Here is a 15,984-nt window from a genome sequence, read left to right as displayed (position 1 = left end):
ATAATGATTATAGTAAAAACTTCGTTAAATCGCTTATAGATTTCCAAATATCGGGGAAATTAATCCGGACACAAACAACGGAGGGATAAAATGAAGCGAAATAAATTTTGGATCATTATTTTTGGAACCTGTCTGCTATTATTATTAGCAGCATGTGGAAACAGTCCTGAAAATAAAAATAGCGGAGAAAATTCAGGTATAAAAACACAGGAAAAAACAGATGCTTCTGCACATGAAGGGCATCATAAGTCCGGTTCCGGAGAAGTTCCTGAAAACTTGAAGAAAGCTGAAAATCCAACCTATAAAGTCGGCAGTCATGCCATCATCGAAGCTGATCATATGGAAGGCATGAAAGGGGCTAAAGCAACGATTACAGGTGCTTATGATACAATCGCCTATACGGTAACATATAAACCAACTACCGGCGGAGAAGAAGTAAAAAATCACAAATGGGTTATTCAGGAAGAAATTAAAAATGCTGACGAAGCTCCTTTAGAGCCAGGAACGGAGGTTGTATTGGAGGCTAATCATATGGATGGAATGAAAGGGGCAACAGCAACGATTGATTCAGCAGAAAAGACAACAGTCTACATGGTTGACTTCGTCCCAACAACTGGTGGAGAAGAGATAAAGAATCATAAATGGGTAACAGAAAGTGAATTATCTCCTGTTGATTAATCATTCTGGTCATAAGAAAACGCAAATCAGATGAAATGTCTGATTTGCGCTTTTATATAGTTATAGCTATTTTGCATCAGGATTTATTTTATACTCCAACCCTTTCTGATACTCCGCTTTTTTAATTTCATCTGGAACCATACTTCCACCGGTAGCCCAGATTAAATGCGTATCTTCTTCTGTTACTTTTGGGTAATTTTGAACGACATAAGAAGGCCCCATTAATCCCGTAACTGCAGATGGCTCAAGATGAACCCCTTCTGCATCGGCCATCTCAGCAATAAGCCGGAACATTTGCTCATCACTCACCGTATAGATTCCTTTTATCAGCGGCTCCATCACTTTTCCAACAAAACCGGATGGTCTTCCGACAGCTAGTCCATCAGCGGCAGTCCGGTTATCTAAACCAAAATCATTCACTGAAATCTCATTATGCATTCTCGTCATCATTCCAATAAGCATACAAGGAGAATGTGTCGGTTCTGCAAAATAACATTTTACAGCATCACCAAAGATAGCTTTCAAACCAAATGCGACACCACCAGGACCACCGCCAACACCACATGGTAAGTAAACATGCAGCGGTTTCTCCAGACTTACTTGAATCTCTTGTTCTTCCAGCTGCTTTTTCAAACGAATAGCCGCCACTGTATATCCCAGGAATAAGTCTTCTGAATTTTCATCATCAATAAAATAGCTTTGGGGATCATTTTCTGCTTCTTTTCTTCCTTCCTCCACAGCCTTGCTATAATCTGATGGATGTTCAACTACCTGAACTCCCCGCTCTCTTAATAAATCCTTTTTCCATTTCTTTGCGTCCGCAGACATATGGACCACCACACGAAATCCAAGCTTAGCACTAATCACTCCAATACTCAGTCCCAAATTCCCTGTTGAACCTACAAGAATCGTATATTGCGAGAAAAATTCCCTGTACTTATCTTCTGCAATTTTACTGTAGTCATCCTTTTCCGATAATAGGTTATGCTCCAACAGTAATGTTTCTGCATATTTAAGTACTTCATAAATACCGCCTCTTGCTTTGATTGAACCGGAAATAGGTAAATGACTGTCCAGCTTGATGTATAAAGCACCGGGAATTCTTTGTCCTGTAATCGTTTCCATTCTTTCTTTAACCTGATTTCCTTTTTTCAGTGGAGATTCAATAATTCCTCTTGTTTTTTCCGTCTCCGGATAAGCTTTGACGATAAATGGAGCAAAGCGTTTTAAGCGTTCCTCTGCATCTTGTATATCTTTTAATTGAAGCGGCTGTCCCTGGAAAGCTGTTTTGTTATCCTTCACATAAGGGTTACTCCAATAAAACGGTGTATAATTTATGACAGGACCCAGGTCCGGAAACTCACTAATCCATTTCTCCATCGTTTTCCCTTTTACGATTGTCATTATTCTGTCACCTCTTCTTAAATTAGCACTGTTAAGTAAGATTATAACACTTTCATATGGAACAAATAACTTTCACGACGGAGATTCTATTAAACTTCTTTCTTACTCAGCCATTTTTCCCTGGGTAATTTCATATTAATAGAGTCAATCCACCTTCCTTCAAATTCCACTTCTTTTTCATCGATATTGTCCTTTACAAAGCCGACTTTTTCATAAACATGCCGGGCTCTTGGATTGAAATCCAAAACACTTAAAGTCAATTGATTAAGTGTTGTGTTTTTAAATACATAATCAATAATAAGCTGCGTTGCTTCCGTTCCTAAACCGCGATTCCTTCCCTTTGGACCCATAAGAATCCGGAAATTCATACTATGATTTGTTTCATCGTATAAATTGATTACTGCTTCACCTACTAAGATGCCCTGAGATTGATCAACAATGGCAAGATCCAAGCGGTCAGTTTGTGTATGTCTTGTACGGTACCAATCAAGAATGATTTCCGCTTCCTCCTCAAAATCAAAATCCATATCACTTCCGGTCAGCTTTAACACTTCGTAATCTGTTAAGCATTCTTTTATATAAGGAAAATCTTCTTCTTTAAAAGGTCTAAGTATAACTTTTTCACCTTCCAATACAGGTTTATGGCCTAAATCTATCATTCTGGTTCCCCTCTCCCCTTTTTAATTAAGATACACGTATATGCTTCGAATTTTCAATTAATTAAATTTCTCTTGTATTCTACCACCGCTATTTCATAAAAACAAAGCTTCCTTCAACTGAAGTTTTCAGATCGTTCTCCATGACAAAATTTTGATATTTAAAGTATTTAAATATATACACAAATAATGTACGTTATAATAAAAGTGAGATTATTCTATTTACTACTAAATTGGAGGCGATTTCATGAAAAAACTGGAAGGAAAAACTGCATTTATTACAGGAGCGGCGATGGGGCTCGGCGAAGGAATTGCACATGTTTATGCCAAGCATGGTGCTAACTTAATGATTGTTGACGTTCATCCAAAGGTAGAAAAGGTTGCTAAAGAAATTATAAAAGAATACGATGTCGAAGTTGCCGCACAAATTGTAGATGTCACTGATGTGGAATCGTGTAAAGCTGCTGCTGCAGAAACTGTAAACAAATTTGGTCAAATTGATATACTGGCAGCGATTGCTGGTGTATGTAAGTTAGGTGATTTCCTGGAAATGAGTGATGCTGATCTTGATTTTCACATTGATGTAAATATCAAGGGCGTGTGGAATACAACCAAAGCAGTCCTGCCGCATATGCTTGAAAATGGCGGCGGCAGCATTGTGGTAATGTCTTCTGTAACAGGGGATATCGTTGCTGACCCCGGTGAAGTAGCATATGCCCTATCAAAAGCAGCATTAATAGGATTTACAAAATCATTAGCAGTAGAATACGCGGCTAAAAATATTCGTGTGAATGCCATGCAATTAGGTTATGCCCGGACGCCAATGGCTGAGAGTATTGCAAAAACGTCCAATCCTGACGATCCAGAATCTGTTCTTACAGAGATGGCAGCCGCTATTCCAATGCGCCGGCTTGGGTTACCTAAAGAGGTTGGAGAGCTCGCAGCTTTTCTGGGAAGTGATGAATCCAGCTATATGACTGGCGGCCAGTATGTTATTGATGGTGGAAGCACGTTACCGGAATCTGTTTCGGCAGGCATAGAATAAGGACAGGTACAGCCTGAAATAAACAAAGCACCTTGCCAGCTCTGACAAAGTGCTTTGTTTATTTCTTAAAAGCTTTATAGATAAAGTAACCTATAATACCAATCACTGCATAGACAGCAAAAAAGACAATAAATCCCCATAAACCCATAACCGCATCTGCAAATTCCATATTCCCCCGTTGTGTATAAGCCTGCTGAATCTCAACCGCAAACACAAGGACGATCATCACGGTAAATGTGTAGAGAAATGCTAAAATAGCAATGCTCCACTTTATTTTTGACAGAATCTTAAATACAATATAGACAATAAAGAACGTTACAATACCCAGGATGCCAAAAATCCAGAAATGCAATTCTTTATCTGTCATACCAGCCCCAAATGTACCGGCAATCGCATCATGAATATCATTGATTAAATCCACTATTAACATAATTGCTTCTCTCATAGCGGGCTTCCTCCCTACCAGAAAATGTATATGTGTGCATGTTCAAAAAGTCCGATAAATAAGACCAAGAAGTTCAAGACGGAATAGAAATTCGAAGTGTCGTTTTATTAGACTTTTTGCACAACCTCTATAAGAATAGCCTACACGAAAACAAAAAATAAATCCTTCCTTATCTCTGAAAGATTATTCAGCATAAATACGGTAAGCCTTTTCTTCTTCAATCACTTACGTTTAAATTAAAAGTTATGTGTTGTATTTATAAATATCTACTTTTTAATTACTTATCATCTCTATATTTATTTGTTTTAACTTAGTTTTTGAAGATAATATTCATTTGGATAGATTATTTTATTTAAAATTGCGTTCCTTTATATGCTGATCCTCCAACTTTAGAAATAGGTTATTTGGGACGCATTTTGTTTTACTGTATTTGACTGATGAGAGCTATATATCTTTATATTTTTCACCATCAATATTTTCCTGATTTTTATTGCAGAGGTTTACTATTTAATAAAATTGGGTATTAGTAATTTTAGGGGTATCTTTATTATTTTAATAAATACCTTTCATGTGATTATATGGATACAAAACTGTAGCACAATTAAACAGTTTTTTAACAAAACGTACCTGATACTTAAGCATTAAATTACACGGCTATATCTAGAATTACTGTATTGATTCAGTTACTCAATACTATCTTTCTAATAATTTTTGCAGCCAATTAAGGTACTCCCGCCTCTTTAGACATTCATCCGTTGAGGCTATCCAGAAAACATTGGAGGAAAAACATTTCAGGAGGGAAAGAAAATGAGTACATTTAGAAAAGCACATTCAGAAAAATCCAGAGAACATATGATAGAACTACTTAATCAGCAGGTAACCGACTTAACTGACCTTTTTATTCAGACAAAGCTGGCACATTGGAACGTCCGTGGACCACACTTCATTGCCTATCATGAATTTTTCGATGACCTGGCCGGGGAAATTCCGGAATTAATTGACTCTCTTGCGGAGCAGGCTGCAAGCTTAGGCGGGTCTGCTGGAAAACCGGTACAATTTATCGCATCAGAAACAAGACTTCCTGCCTGGGAACTTCAAAATACAAAAGATATTCTTGTACTTGAAAATCTGACTGAACGGTGGGCAATTGTGGCTAATAATATCCGGGAAGCGGTTGAAATTTCGGCTGACGAGGATCCGGATACATCTGATTTATTTACTGAGGTATCCCGTAAGCTGGACAAAAGTCTCTGGTTCTTGGAATCCCATTTGACAGATGGAAGCTCAGAATAAATATGAAATACTAATAGCTCGGTCTTTGTAAAATAGCCAGGATTTTTCGTTTCTTATAATCCTTTAGTTATTTTCTAGAATCATGTTTCTTTAATGAAATTAGCGACACTTCGTATTGAAGCATCGCTGATTTCGTTTTTTTATCATCTTTATTCTTGTAACATTAACAATGTCATATTACAAATAGCTCAAGTAATTCCCTAGCTCCCTACATATTCTCAATAAACTCTTATCGCATTCCGTACCTCTTTCGCCTGGTATAAAGCTCGATCTGCGCAGCCAAACCATTCAGAAACTTCCATTTCATCTATATATACCGCCATTCCAATGCTTGTTGTCAGATTCAAATCAGGAAGTTTTTTGATATCTACTTTATTTAACTGTTCCTGTATTCTCCCGCAAATTTCTTCTGCTTCTTCCAGATCTATATCTTGAAAAATCAGACAAAATTCGTCTCCACCATAACGGTAAGGAGTATACTTTTCACTATTTTCTTTTAACACTCTTGAAAATTGGACAATACATTCATCGCCACTATAATGCCCCCATGTATCGTTAATTTTTTTGAAATTATCAATATCCACGATAGCCAGAATATACTTTTTATCCAAAGTACCTTCTATATTTTTCAAACTGCGCAGGAAAGCTGTCCGATTATTGACCCCTGTCATTTCATCTATTTCCAGCTTTTTCTCTAAACGGAATCTTTCTAATTCCAACTGGATACTGGCAAGATTTTTTTCTCTGGTAGTGAATAAAAACCATACAAATAAAAGAAAAAGCCAGGAGAATAACTAATCCAACTAAAAAATCACCTAATCTTAACGCATTGTTAAAAATAATACTTTTCTCCGTATCCCATACAATAAATATTTCTGATACAGCAAAACCAATAAGACTTGCTGTTATTGTTACTGTGGTTACCTTATAGCACGTATAGGCAGTACTCAACATAATTGCAATCGCAAAAATAAAATAGCTCGATACAAATATCGTATGGATTGTAAATAAAATGAAAGCTACAGCAACTAAAAGAAGAGATATCGTATACATTTTCACCTGATGTGAGATACTACGCTGGGAACGCATGACAACGGTTCCGATGCCAATGCATATCAGGTTCACACCGCTTGGCACTGCAATATATCTCCAAATATAGACAGGAACGGAGGTACTTAAAAGATCTGTCTGGACAATCATGATGCTAAGGAGACATTCTATTATAAAGGCAAAGGCTACCAGCCATATTGATAATTTATAATGAAATCGGAGCCAGCCTTCATCTATTTTTGCATATACCTTTACAATTTCATCAATATTGGTCGCCTTTCTTACTTCCTGGTTTAACATCATTTTATTCTGTACCATATTTTTCCTCACACTCTATTTACCTTTTTCTGCTATGAAACAGACACCTCGTACCTTCGTATATTTCATTAATATAAAATTTATCCTGCTTTTTTTCGCTTCATGAAGTAATAAAAGCCTGTTTGATGCTTTTTCCCTCAAAGAGAAAAATCAAATACAACATTGCATTTGTTCAAGTATATTTAAACATTCTTAAGAAATATATCAGCACACAAAACAAACCTTAGTACTTCTGTATTTCTTTCCTTTTTCACAAGAATAAAACCGCCTCTATGCTTGTTCCATTGACATGAAGAGACAGCTTCACAAAAAGTTTACTCATTTGTTGCTTTCAATATAGATACCCCTATTCTACCCGAAATCCCATAAACTATTAGTCAGATGGTACGCTTATCCTTAAGGCACCCTGTAAGCCTGGAAACAATTAAATAAATAATAATTCCTATACTCGCACCAGCACTATCAATCAAAACATCCCTTACCTCTCCTGATCTTCCAGGGATATACAGCTGATGCACCTCATCTGTTATGGCATATAGAATGCATATCAACAGCGCAATCCCTGCACCTTGCTTGGCATTTACACCACTTCTTCTTAATCCGTTCAAAACGAGAATACCCAACGTTAAGTAGGCAAAAAAATGCGCATTTTTTCTAACGATATGGTGCATATCTTCAATGTTAAATTGGAATTGTGAAGCAAGTTTATCCAAGGTATTTACAATCATTTCTGTAATTCCTGAACTGAGTTCATTGGAAATTGCAGCTGGCTGATGTGATAAATAAAAAATAAGTGCCATCCAAAATATAACAGCAATCCAGGAGAGTGATTTGTACATGTAACTGTCTCCTTTTGTATGTAATCTAATTTATTATTCTATCATGTACTAAGGTAAAATATTTATCATCTTATAGAAAAAAATACTGAAAATCTTCCAATATCCAAATTATAATGGACTGTTTCTCCAATTTCTTCATATATTTCCTCCATATCTATAAGCATTGATAGCATATTTCACCGGCAACTTCCTATGTATAAAAAACCATTAATCAAGAGAACCTGCCTCCTGATTAACGGTCGTTACGAGGATTATATTCACATAGATATTTTAACTCCGTCCTTAAATACAACAGAAAAATTAATACTGAGACTTTTATTCCTGACCATCCCGCATCCCGAAATCATCTTCAAGCTGTTCCTTCCAGTTCTCGGAAATACTATGATTGGAGCGAAAATGACTTACTGTTTCACTGATAACATCATAATTAAGCGAGGTCCCCACACTATCTGCATGGTAATTTGCTGCTCTGTCTTTTCCGATGCCAAAACGGCCGGCTGCAGCAACTGCATCGATATTTGCACCAAGAAAAATAAATTCCCAGTTATATTTACTCTTTTGATGTTCAATCATCTTATGGACTTTTTCATAATCGAATTCCCGGCTTGCGTTTTCCAGGCCATCCGTAATAATGACGAACATCACATTTTCCGGCCGTTCCGCTTCAACTGTATTTTTTAATGCATTGCCGATGTTGTTCACGGTCTTTCCTGCTGCATCTAAAAGCGCCGTAAACCCTTTTACATTATATTCTTTATCTGTGATTGGCCCGATATCTTGAATATTCACCCGATCATGCAGCAATTCATACTCATTATCAAATAAAACAGTCGTCACAACAGCATTACCAGGTTCCTTTTTCTGCTTCTCCAGGAGGGTGTTATATCCATAGATTGTCTCTCCTTCAAGCCCTCTCATTGAACCACTTCTGTCCAAAATAAATACAAGTTCTGTTAAATCTTTTTTCATTCTATCATCTCCTAATCACTTATTATGATGATAGAATATCATTCTCTATGAATAAAAAGGTCGCATACAAAGCGACATATTTCTGCTGTGCTTTACACTCCCAGAAGCTTTTGATCAAAAGCAAATAAAGCTTCATTGATCTCCAAAATATTATAATTTTCTTTTTCAATAAAATACTCGATGATAATATCAAATTTACTGCTTCGTGAAAGTGCAAAGCCGGCACGAAGTAACAAATCCCTTGTTTCATCAAGATTTAGCTTTAATGCCATCGCAAAGGAAATAACTGTAGACTTACTTGGCTGATAATGAACATCATTACGGATTTTTGAAAACAGCTTCCGGTCGATATTTGCTTTTTTATACGCTTCTGCATCTGACATACCTTTTTCATCAATCAAGCGCAGCAGCATCTGTGAAAAAGTTGCTTCCATACCGTTAACAACATCTGTTAAGTTTCTCTTGCTTACATATTCATCCTCTGGTTCTCCCAGAGAAGCCTCTTTAAAAAGACGTACTTCATCATACCGATTTCCCCGATCTGCAGGCTGTTCTTCTACATACTTATCATCAATATATTGCTTAATGGATGAAAACAGCTTCTCTGACAAGGTAAATGCGGCATTATCAAACACAACAAGATAAACCTGCATCTCATTCTGTAACAAAAAATCGCTAATTACGGAGACTGCCACTTTAAACGCTTTATCCTTGGGATATCCGTAAACACCCGAAGAGATGAGTGGAAAAGCAATGCTCTCTAATTGATATTCCTTTGCTAATGCAAGGGAATGCCGATAGCAATCCGACAGCAATTTCTCTTCATTACTTTTTCCGCCATGCCAGACTGGTCCGACAGTGTGAATAACATACTCGGCAGGTAACTGATAGCCCTTTGTTATTTTAGCTTGTCCTGTTTTACATCCTCCAAGAGTGCGGCATTCCTCTAATAATTCAGGTCCTGCCGCTCTATGAATTGCTCCATCTGCTCCTCCACCTCCAAGCAAAGTGGAATTAGCTGGATTCACAATTGCATCTGTCTGGACTTTTGTTATATCGTTGCGAATAATTTGAAATGGCATAAAGACACCTCCAGATGACTTGCTTTACATTTTATCATGTTTATAGAAAAGTTAGTATATGGTTGCAAATGAAGATAGAAATATCCAAAGGGTGGCAGCAACTATATTTGCATTTCTCATATGAATTTTTTTATTAAAAATAGTTTTTTAACTAAAAAGACGCTTCTATCTTCCATAAAGGAATTAGTAAGCGCCCTTCTTCAATAAGTTAATGTATAATAGAAAGCTGTTTGTCCTTTAAAAATCCTGCGCTATTTAAGCACAGAATACTTATTCAAAATCTTTACTTAAAATATCTACGCGTTCTTCAAAGGATACTTCACGATGAATCTCATGTAACATCCATACATACCCATAGCTATCGGAAAACATGGCATTAGAAATACCCATTTCCTCCATTCTTGTGACAGGCTGTATTTCTGTTGCATTAGCAGCCATCGCTTTGTCATATGTTTCTTGAATGTTTGGGACTACGACATTAAACCAAAATGATTGCGTATCCCCTTCTTTCGGAGCAAATAACTGATATTCAGGATTCTCATCAAGCATATGAAAACGTGTGCCAAAGATATTGAACACCGCTTCATTGTTTCCTGTCTTAAAATTTGTCACCTCTACTACTTCTACATCAAAAATAGATTTGTATTGCTCCAGCGCAGCTTTGCTGTCTTTTACAACAAAATCAAATTCCACTCCATTGACCATTTGGCATTCTCCTGACTTTTAATTATTTTTCATGGCTATCGATTGTTCTTCTATCTTCTGCAATGCACTTGTTTTTATTCAGAAGCTACTGGCGAAAACCAGATTGCAGTATTATATCAAGAAACATCATTCATAAAAAATAATCCTTATTAATTTTGGATATATTTATTAAAGATATCGCCAAAATCTTTTCTTGTATTCTCATTGTATGTTGTATTTAGCCAATCAAAAGCAAATTTAGCAGCTTTTTCAAATTCATTAGCAATGGTTCCTTCCTGGAAGCGATTGTCAGTGAATAAAGTTTTGGATAATTCCAGACTATCTTTTGCATAGCCTTTAACACGTGCATCACTGTCCTGGATATGTGAAATAGTAACTAATGATTTATATAAATCAGCAATAGCCTCGCCTTCTTTTTTCTCTATATCTACAGAAATAGGCTGACTGCCGATTGTAAATTTTATTTCAAGATCGAGATCAATCGTACCAGCCGTTTCAACGGAAATATTTTGAATAGGATAGCGATAGTAATCATAGCGATAAATATTCCGCTTACTACTTGTTGCCTTTTCCCCATCTAAGTGGATCAGGGCACGGTTTGTAAAGCAATACTCATCTGATTTAGATTTAATCAGAAAATGAATTTGCTCTCCTTCTTCATGCAATACGTAATCATCTGATTCCGTTTTATCGAAATCATCCGGGCGAATAATTTTTCCAATGTCACTTAATCCTAATGCATCACTAGCAATCTTTTTAAACATGCAGCAATTCCTCCTCCAATAAATCTTCTCTAAGCGGAAATTATTCATTCAGAACTGAGAGTTGATTCTGTAGTAATTTATTTTAACAATATTATTTTATCGTAATTATCTATTAATAGGAATCTATTAGGCGGGAAAATTATGATTCACCGCTATATATTATTCACCTTTGAATTTTTAACTTACAGCAAAGCTGACTATTTGAGTTGCTGGTAATACATATTGAAAATTTCACATTATTTACAACTGACTATTGAATTTTCAGGATCTGAAATGCGATTACATTTAGAAAGATTAAAATCAAAAATAAGCGTCCAGGTAAGTGAATGCCTAAAATTATAAAAATAAATTATGATAAAATTTTCAGGGTGCTATGCTACTACTTAGTCAAATCCGATTGAAATAATAATGGTGCTTTTTATCTTTTTCATCATTTATTATATAATGATAAAAAAGTATTAAATAATTTGAAAGAGAGTTGATTTTGTTATGAATACTCAAGTAACTACAAAATTTAAAATATATAAACCATCTAATGAGGTGTTTGAAGCAATAATAGACCCTTTGAAAATCGGAAATTTCTGGTTCTCTTCGAGTTCCGAGAGTTGGGAACAAGGCAAGTCCATCACTTTGAGATATGATGAATATGAAGCAGAAGGTATAATAAATGTATTAAAAGTTGAGAAAAATAAGGAAATCAAATTTTCATGGGGTGAAGAATCTAATGAAGTAACAGTTGTTACAATTACACTAAAAGAGTTAGATAATACGAGTATAATTATTGAAGTGAACGAATCTGGCCTGAATGAACATGATCCTGAAATAGTAAGCAAAATGCTGGGACAAAAAGAAGGTTGGGTATATATGTTAACTTGTTTAAAGGGTTATTTAGAAAATGGAATTTGTGATTTGAGAGCATCATTAATTCATTAGTTAGGAACATCTTAAATAACCATAATTATCTTTCTTAATTTATGTCAATAAATTGAGGACTATAAAGTTATATCAGAAAAACAAAAATGAATTTAGTAGAATTAAATCTTCGATAGATAAGAAACAAATAATTATTATATCATCACCAGCGTTGCTAAAATGGAAAGATTGATTTTATTGTTTTACGAGCAAGCTGAGAAGCACTAATGCTTTTTAATCCACGGCTTTCTGAAAATCAGCATCCAAAAACGCATTGCTTAGAGCCTGGAGTCCTTGTGTTTCATGTACTTGTGCATAATTCCAAATAGGCTTCTCCCCTCAGTACTTTTGTATGGAAAACTTGTTTATGAAACGTTACTTGTTCGCAAAGTTTTTTGCTTATGAGTTCAATCACAGATTTTCTTAATTACTTGTGAAGGATTAATATGACTGGAGCAGATGATTTTAATTTTAACGATATACTGGTAATGGTCTTTTTCATGCTTGGAATAACATAAACGACCCTCAGACTGGACTCGTTATGAAAAAGGTACTGTGATTTAATTGAAAGAATGATGGTGCAGGCTCCACCTCCCCAAATATCCTAATTCGGGGATGTTGTCGATTAAATAATTCCACATTGGTAAAGTTGCCCATAAAAAGAGCACTATTTTTATTCGAGATAGTGCTCATTGGCAGTGGAATATTATAAAAAATAGAATAGTTTATTCTTTCAATCGCAACTGTTTATGCGTCTTGAAAACGATAATCAACACGTCCATATATCACACACCAAAAAAACACCTATTGATTCGCCTTGTTTATCTCGAAATAATTTTCCATGAAGAAAAAACGGATAGTCTTCAATTTCAACCTCATTCAACACAAAATGATCCCCAATCCACTCCATCACCTTTTCTTCGTATATTTCCTGTTCTTTTAAAGACATCATATATCTTTCTCCTTTCCTGCTTTTAAACCATAAAAAAAGCATGTCAGATGAGAACCATCCAAGAGGTATTTCTCCTCCATTTACTTTTGTAATATCCCCAAGATGAAGCATGTTGGTAAAATAATGTTTAGTAATAGAAATTGGTGCTTTTTCTACTTCGCTTGCCCAAACATGTTTCATTCCATAACAAGAAGCTGCTAAAGGAAAAATTCCAATACCATCAAAAAGGCTTCCAATTTTTAATTCTTTATCATTTTTGAGTTTAATCATTATTTCGCCTCTAATTTTGAATACAAAAAAACGCTATCTGTCAGTAAATACCGTTCACATAACGTTTCAAATATGAATATAGATGTATTTAATTTAAATTTGATTTTTTATCTTTTATCCTCAGTAATCGTAAACTGTTTAATGTTACAAGTAATGTAGCTCCCATATCTGCGAATATCGCTATCCATAATGTTAACCAACCAGGTACAACTAACAATAATGCAAGAGCTTTAATTCCCAAAGAAAAAGTAATATTCTGCTTGATAATGGTCAATGCTTTTCGACTTAATTGAACAGTATAAGGCAGCTTATTTAAATCATCAGACATAAGAGCAATATCTGCTGTTTCTAATGCTGTATCAGTTCCTACACCACCCATAGCTACCCCAACTGTAGAAGCTGCCAGTGCTGGAGCGTCATTCACACCGTCACCAACCATGGCGACATTTTTATGTTCTCTTCGAAGTTCTTTAATAAAAGTCAACTTATCTTCTGGCAGTAAATCAGCTTCAACATCGACAACCCCTACTTGTTGTCCAATAGCTTTTGCAGTTCGTCGATTATCACCTGTCAACATGACTGTTTCTATTCCAAGATGATTTAGTTGATTGATAACTTCTTTGGATGTTTCCCTTATTTCATCTGCTACAGCAATAAATGCAAGAATTTCTGATTGCGTCCCTAAAACCATAACCGTTTTTCCTGCAGTTTGTAAATGGATAATTTTTTCTTTTTGATCACTTCTTATTTGATTGTGCAGTTCTTCAAAAAGACTTGGGCTTCCAACATAATATATTTTATTATTTATCTGTGCTTTGACGCCTTTTCCTGTTATAGATTGAAATTCTTCCATAGATACATCATTGAAATGTAATCTCTTTTCCTCTGCTTTTCTTATAATAGCGGAAGCAAGAGGGTGTTGTGATCCTTTTTCAATTGCTGCTGTAATCGTCATTAATTCATCTTCATTTCCACTATACGTTACAATGTCTGTCACAACGGGAATCCCTTTTGTTAAGGTTCCTGTTTTATCAAAAGCAATGACTTTAAGGCTTCCAGTCTCTTCTAAATAGACACCGCCCTTAATTAGTACACCATTTTTTGCAGCGTTTCCTATAGCAGTAACTACGGCGACTGGAGTAGAAACAACGAGAGCACAAGGGCAACCAACTACGAGAACAGCTAAACCTTGATAAACCCATGTATTCCAGTCACCAACAATCAATGGTGGAATAATAGCTATTAACATAGCTAAAATTACGATAGTGGGAGTATAATATTTGGCAAACTTATCTACAAATGCCTGAGAAGGTGCGCGTTCTGCTTGGGCTTCTTCTACAAGATGAATGATTTTGGAAAGTGTGGTATCTTCCACTCTTTTGGTTACTCTAACTTCAAGCATACCTTCTTCATTTAAAGTTCCAGCAAATACTTCGTCGTTTACCGTTTTTGTAACTGGAACACTTTCACCTGTAATGGCAGCTTGATTTAAGGTGGATGTTCCTTTCAACACTGTGCCATCCATTGCTAATTTTTGACCAGACTTTACAATCATAATGTCACCAACTTGAATATCATCCACATGGATACTCATTTCTTCATTGCCTCGACGAATTAAAGCTTCTTTTGGTGCAATATCCATTAATGACTCGATGGATTGACGGGCTTTATCCATAGAATAACGTTCCAATGCTTCACTAATAGCAAAAAGGATAACAACTGTCGCTCCTTCCATCCATTCACCAATGATGGCTGCACCGATAATCGCGATAGTCATAAGCGTATTCATATCGAATTGTAGTCTACTAAGATTTCTAAGACCTTTAATAAAGAGCGTGTAGCCGCCAATTAAAATAGATAGTGCATACCAAATAGTCGGAAGAAAGTGTTCTTCTCCTAATTGTTTTCCTAAAAACCAACTAACTAAAAGCAATATTGCTGAAATGTAGACCTTTATATTTTCTTTTTGTTTCCAAAAAGGTTCATGAACTACCTTTTGTTCTTTTTCATCTCGCACCTTTAAATTTTCAAATGATCCTGCTTTTTCTAGCTCCTCAATGGTTATCTTCCCTTTCACAAAAACTTTTGATGCTCCAAAATTTACTTCAGCATCTTCCACACCTTGTAATTTCTTTACGTTATTTTCAAAAGTTTTTGCACAACCTGCACAACTAAATCCTTGTACACGATAAGCTTTCATTTCTTCTTTGCTTAATGATTCAGACATTTGCTTTTACCTCTTTTTGGTGAACTAATGTAATTGATATTAATTGCTTAATATGTTCATCATCCAATGAGTAAAAAGCAAGTTTTCCTTCTTTACGATACTTCACAATTTTTTGTTTATGAAGCGTCCTTAAATGATGGGAGGCAGTTGCTACAGTAGAACCAATGATATTTGCTATATCACATACACACAACTCATCATCTATACATAACGCATAGGAAATTTTTGTTCGATTTTCATCTGCAAGTACTTTGAATAATTGGGAAACGTAAGATAAATCTTCTTTTAGTAATTCTTCTTGTATACGATTGACTTTTTCCTCGTCATAACAATAAACTTCACATATGTCTTTTTTAGCCAATTTTATCACTCCGT

General features: G+C 35.6%; 17 protein-coding genes. 4 read left to right on the top strand and 13 right to left on the bottom strand.

Annotated features, from left to right (window positions below):
* Positions 1–90: 90 nt before the first annotated feature.
* On the top strand, positions 91–678 hold the full coding sequence (locus MKY30_RS14370) for a YdhK family protein (protein ID WP_341084418.1): 588 nt from the start codon (positions 91–93) through the stop codon (positions 676–678).
* Positions 679–744: 66 nt separating this feature from the next.
* Here MKY30_RS14370 and MKY30_RS14365 read toward each other — a convergent pair whose 3' ends face one another.
* Entirely contained in the window at positions 745–2,082 is a 1,338-nt protein-coding gene (locus MKY30_RS14365; protein WP_445667717.1) for a D-serine ammonia-lyase, read from the bottom strand.
* 89 nt (positions 2,083–2,171) lie between these two features.
* Positions 2,172–2,741, bottom strand: coding sequence for a GNAT family N-acetyltransferase (locus MKY30_RS14360; RefSeq protein WP_147209738.1), 570 nt, complete (start codon positions 2,739–2,741; stop codon positions 2,172–2,174).
* A gap of 244 nt (positions 2,742–2,985) precedes the next feature.
* On the opposite strand from MKY30_RS14360, the gene ucpA reads away from it, so the two are divergent.
* Entirely contained in the window at positions 2,986–3,783 is a 798-nt protein-coding gene (gene ucpA / locus MKY30_RS14355) for an SDR family oxidoreductase UcpA (protein WP_147209739.1), read from the top strand.
* Between the two features lie 58 nt (positions 3,784–3,841).
* Here the strand turns inward: ucpA and MKY30_RS14350 are convergent, their stop codons facing one another.
* A complete protein-coding gene (locus tag MKY30_RS14350; protein ID WP_339285456.1) occupies positions 3,842–4,228 on the bottom strand; it encodes a hypothetical protein in 387 nt (128 codons plus the stop codon).
* An 807-nt stretch (positions 4,229–5,035) separates the two neighbouring features.
* On the opposite strand from MKY30_RS14350, the gene dps reads away from it, so the two are divergent.
* The gene (gene dps, locus MKY30_RS14345; RefSeq protein WP_147209741.1) at positions 5,036–5,521 is read left to right on the top strand and encodes a DNA starvation/stationary phase protection protein Dps; all 486 of its coding nucleotides are present in this window, start codon (positions 5,036–5,038) and stop codon (positions 5,519–5,521) included.
* Between the two features lie 218 nt (positions 5,522–5,739).
* Here the strand turns inward: dps and MKY30_RS14340 are convergent, their stop codons facing one another.
* The 7 genes from MKY30_RS14340 to MKY30_RS14310 all read right to left on the bottom strand — a co-directional run bounded on the left by MKY30_RS14340 (position 5,740) and on the right by MKY30_RS14310 (position 11,248).
* Entirely contained in the window at positions 5,740–6,192 is a 453-nt protein-coding gene (locus MKY30_RS14340; RefSeq protein ID WP_341084415.1) for a GGDEF domain-containing protein, read from the bottom strand.
* Position 6,193: 1 nt separating this feature from the next.
* On the bottom strand, positions 6,194–6,889 hold the full coding sequence (locus MKY30_RS14335) for a hypothetical protein (RefSeq protein ID WP_341084414.1): 696 nt from the start codon (positions 6,887–6,889) through the stop codon (positions 6,194–6,196).
* A gap of 377 nt (positions 6,890–7,266) precedes the next feature.
* On the bottom strand, positions 7,267–7,728 hold the full coding sequence (locus MKY30_RS14330) for a VanZ family protein (protein WP_341084413.1): 462 nt from the start codon (positions 7,726–7,728) through the stop codon (positions 7,267–7,269).
* Between the two features lie 315 nt (positions 7,729–8,043).
* Positions 8,044–8,697 carry a vWA domain-containing protein gene (locus tag MKY30_RS14325; protein WP_339285443.1) on the bottom strand — a complete coding sequence of 218 codons (654 nt, stop codon included), beginning with the start codon at positions 8,695–8,697 and terminating at the stop codon, positions 8,044–8,046.
* Positions 8,698–8,789: 92 nt separating this feature from the next.
* The gene (locus tag MKY30_RS14320) at positions 8,790–9,779 is read right to left on the bottom strand and encodes an O-acetyl-ADP-ribose deacetylase (protein ID WP_156987244.1); all 990 of its coding nucleotides are present in this window, start codon (positions 9,777–9,779) and stop codon (positions 8,790–8,792) included.
* A 270-nt stretch (positions 9,780–10,049) separates the two neighbouring features.
* Entirely contained in the window at positions 10,050–10,484 is a 435-nt protein-coding gene (locus tag MKY30_RS14315) for a VOC family protein (protein ID WP_156987247.1), read from the bottom strand.
* Positions 10,485–10,633: 149 nt separating this feature from the next.
* A complete protein-coding gene (locus MKY30_RS14310; RefSeq protein ID WP_147209753.1) occupies positions 10,634–11,248 on the bottom strand; it encodes a PH domain-containing protein in 615 nt (204 codons plus the stop codon).
* A 489-nt stretch (positions 11,249–11,737) separates the two neighbouring features.
* On the opposite strand from MKY30_RS14310, the gene MKY30_RS14305 reads away from it, so the two are divergent.
* On the top strand, positions 11,738–12,181 hold the full coding sequence (locus tag MKY30_RS14305) for an SRPBCC domain-containing protein (protein WP_341084408.1): 444 nt from the start codon (positions 11,738–11,740) through the stop codon (positions 12,179–12,181).
* 748 nt (positions 12,182–12,929) lie between these two features.
* Here MKY30_RS14305 and MKY30_RS14300 read toward each other — a convergent pair.
* The 3 genes from MKY30_RS14300 to MKY30_RS14290 form a co-directional block, all read right to left on the bottom strand.
* Positions 12,930–13,382, bottom strand: coding sequence for a DNA cytosine methyltransferase (locus tag MKY30_RS14300; RefSeq protein ID WP_339285436.1), 453 nt, complete (start codon positions 13,380–13,382; stop codon positions 12,930–12,932).
* 88 nt (positions 13,383–13,470) lie between these two features.
* A complete protein-coding gene (locus tag MKY30_RS14295; protein ID WP_341084406.1) occupies positions 13,471–15,609 on the bottom strand; it encodes a heavy metal translocating P-type ATPase in 2,139 nt (712 codons plus the stop codon).
* The gene (locus tag MKY30_RS14290; RefSeq protein ID WP_339285432.1) at positions 15,602–15,970 is read right to left on the bottom strand and encodes an ArsR/SmtB family transcription factor; all 369 of its coding nucleotides are present in this window, start codon (positions 15,968–15,970) and stop codon (positions 15,602–15,604) included. Before MKY30_RS14290 ends, MKY30_RS14295 begins: the two co-directional genes overlap by 8 nt.
* Positions 15,971–15,984 lie beyond the last annotated feature (14 nt).

Source organism: Oceanobacillus sp. FSL W8-0428, from assembly GCF_038004405.1.
GTDB lineage: Bacteria > Bacillota > Bacilli > Bacillales > Amphibacillaceae > Oceanobacillus > Oceanobacillus sojae.
The sequence above is the reverse complement of the archived record's forward strand: the minus strand, read 5'-3'. Positions and strand labels throughout refer to the sequence as shown.

Excerpts from the sequence above, each read along its gene's own strand:
- MKY30_RS14370 (WP_341084418.1), top strand. The coding sequence starts at position 91 with ATGAAGCGAAATAAATTTTGGATCATTATTTTTGGAACCTGTCTGCTA.
- MKY30_RS14365 (WP_445667717.1), bottom strand. The coding sequence starts at position 2,082 with ATGACAATCGTAAAAGGGAAAACGATGGAGAAATGGATTAGTGAGTTT.
- MKY30_RS14360 (WP_147209738.1), bottom strand. The coding sequence starts at position 2,741 with ATGATAGATTTAGGCCATAAACCTGTATTGGAAGGTGAAAAAGTTATA.
- ucpA (WP_147209739.1), top strand. The coding sequence starts at position 2,986 with ATGAAAAAACTGGAAGGAAAAACTGCATTTATTACAGGAGCGGCGATG.
- MKY30_RS14350 (WP_339285456.1), bottom strand. The coding sequence starts at position 4,228 with ATGAGAGAAGCAATTATGTTAATAGTGGATTTAATCAATGATATTCAT.
- dps (WP_147209741.1), top strand. The coding sequence starts at position 5,036 with ATGAGTACATTTAGAAAAGCACATTCAGAAAAATCCAGAGAACATATG.
- MKY30_RS14340 (WP_341084415.1), bottom strand. The coding sequence starts at position 6,192 with ATGACAGGGGTCAATAATCGGACAGCTTTCCTGCGCAGTTTGAAAAAT.
- MKY30_RS14335 (WP_341084414.1), bottom strand. The coding sequence starts at position 6,889 with ATGGTACAGAATAAAATGATGTTAAACCAGGAAGTAAGAAAGGCGACC.
- MKY30_RS14330 (WP_341084413.1), bottom strand. The coding sequence starts at position 7,728 with ATGTACAAATCACTCTCCTGGATTGCTGTTATATTTTGGATGGCACTT.
- MKY30_RS14325 (WP_339285443.1), bottom strand. The coding sequence starts at position 8,697 with ATGAAAAAAGATTTAACAGAACTTGTATTTATTTTGGACAGAAGTGGT.
- MKY30_RS14320 (WP_156987244.1), bottom strand. The coding sequence starts at position 9,779 with ATGCCATTTCAAATTATTCGCAACGATATAACAAAAGTCCAGACAGAT.
- MKY30_RS14315 (WP_156987247.1), bottom strand. The coding sequence starts at position 10,484 with ATGGTCAATGGAGTGGAATTTGATTTTGTTGTAAAAGACAGCAAAGCT.
- MKY30_RS14310 (WP_147209753.1), bottom strand. The coding sequence starts at position 11,248 with ATGTTTAAAAAGATTGCTAGTGATGCATTAGGATTAAGTGACATTGGA.
- MKY30_RS14305 (WP_341084408.1), top strand. The coding sequence starts at position 11,738 with ATGAATACTCAAGTAACTACAAAATTTAAAATATATAAACCATCTAAT.
- MKY30_RS14300 (WP_339285436.1), bottom strand. The coding sequence starts at position 13,382 with ATGATTAAACTCAAAAATGATAAAGAATTAAAAATTGGAAGCCTTTTT.
- MKY30_RS14295 (WP_341084406.1), bottom strand. The coding sequence starts at position 15,609 with ATGTCTGAATCATTAAGCAAAGAAGAAATGAAAGCTTATCGTGTACAA.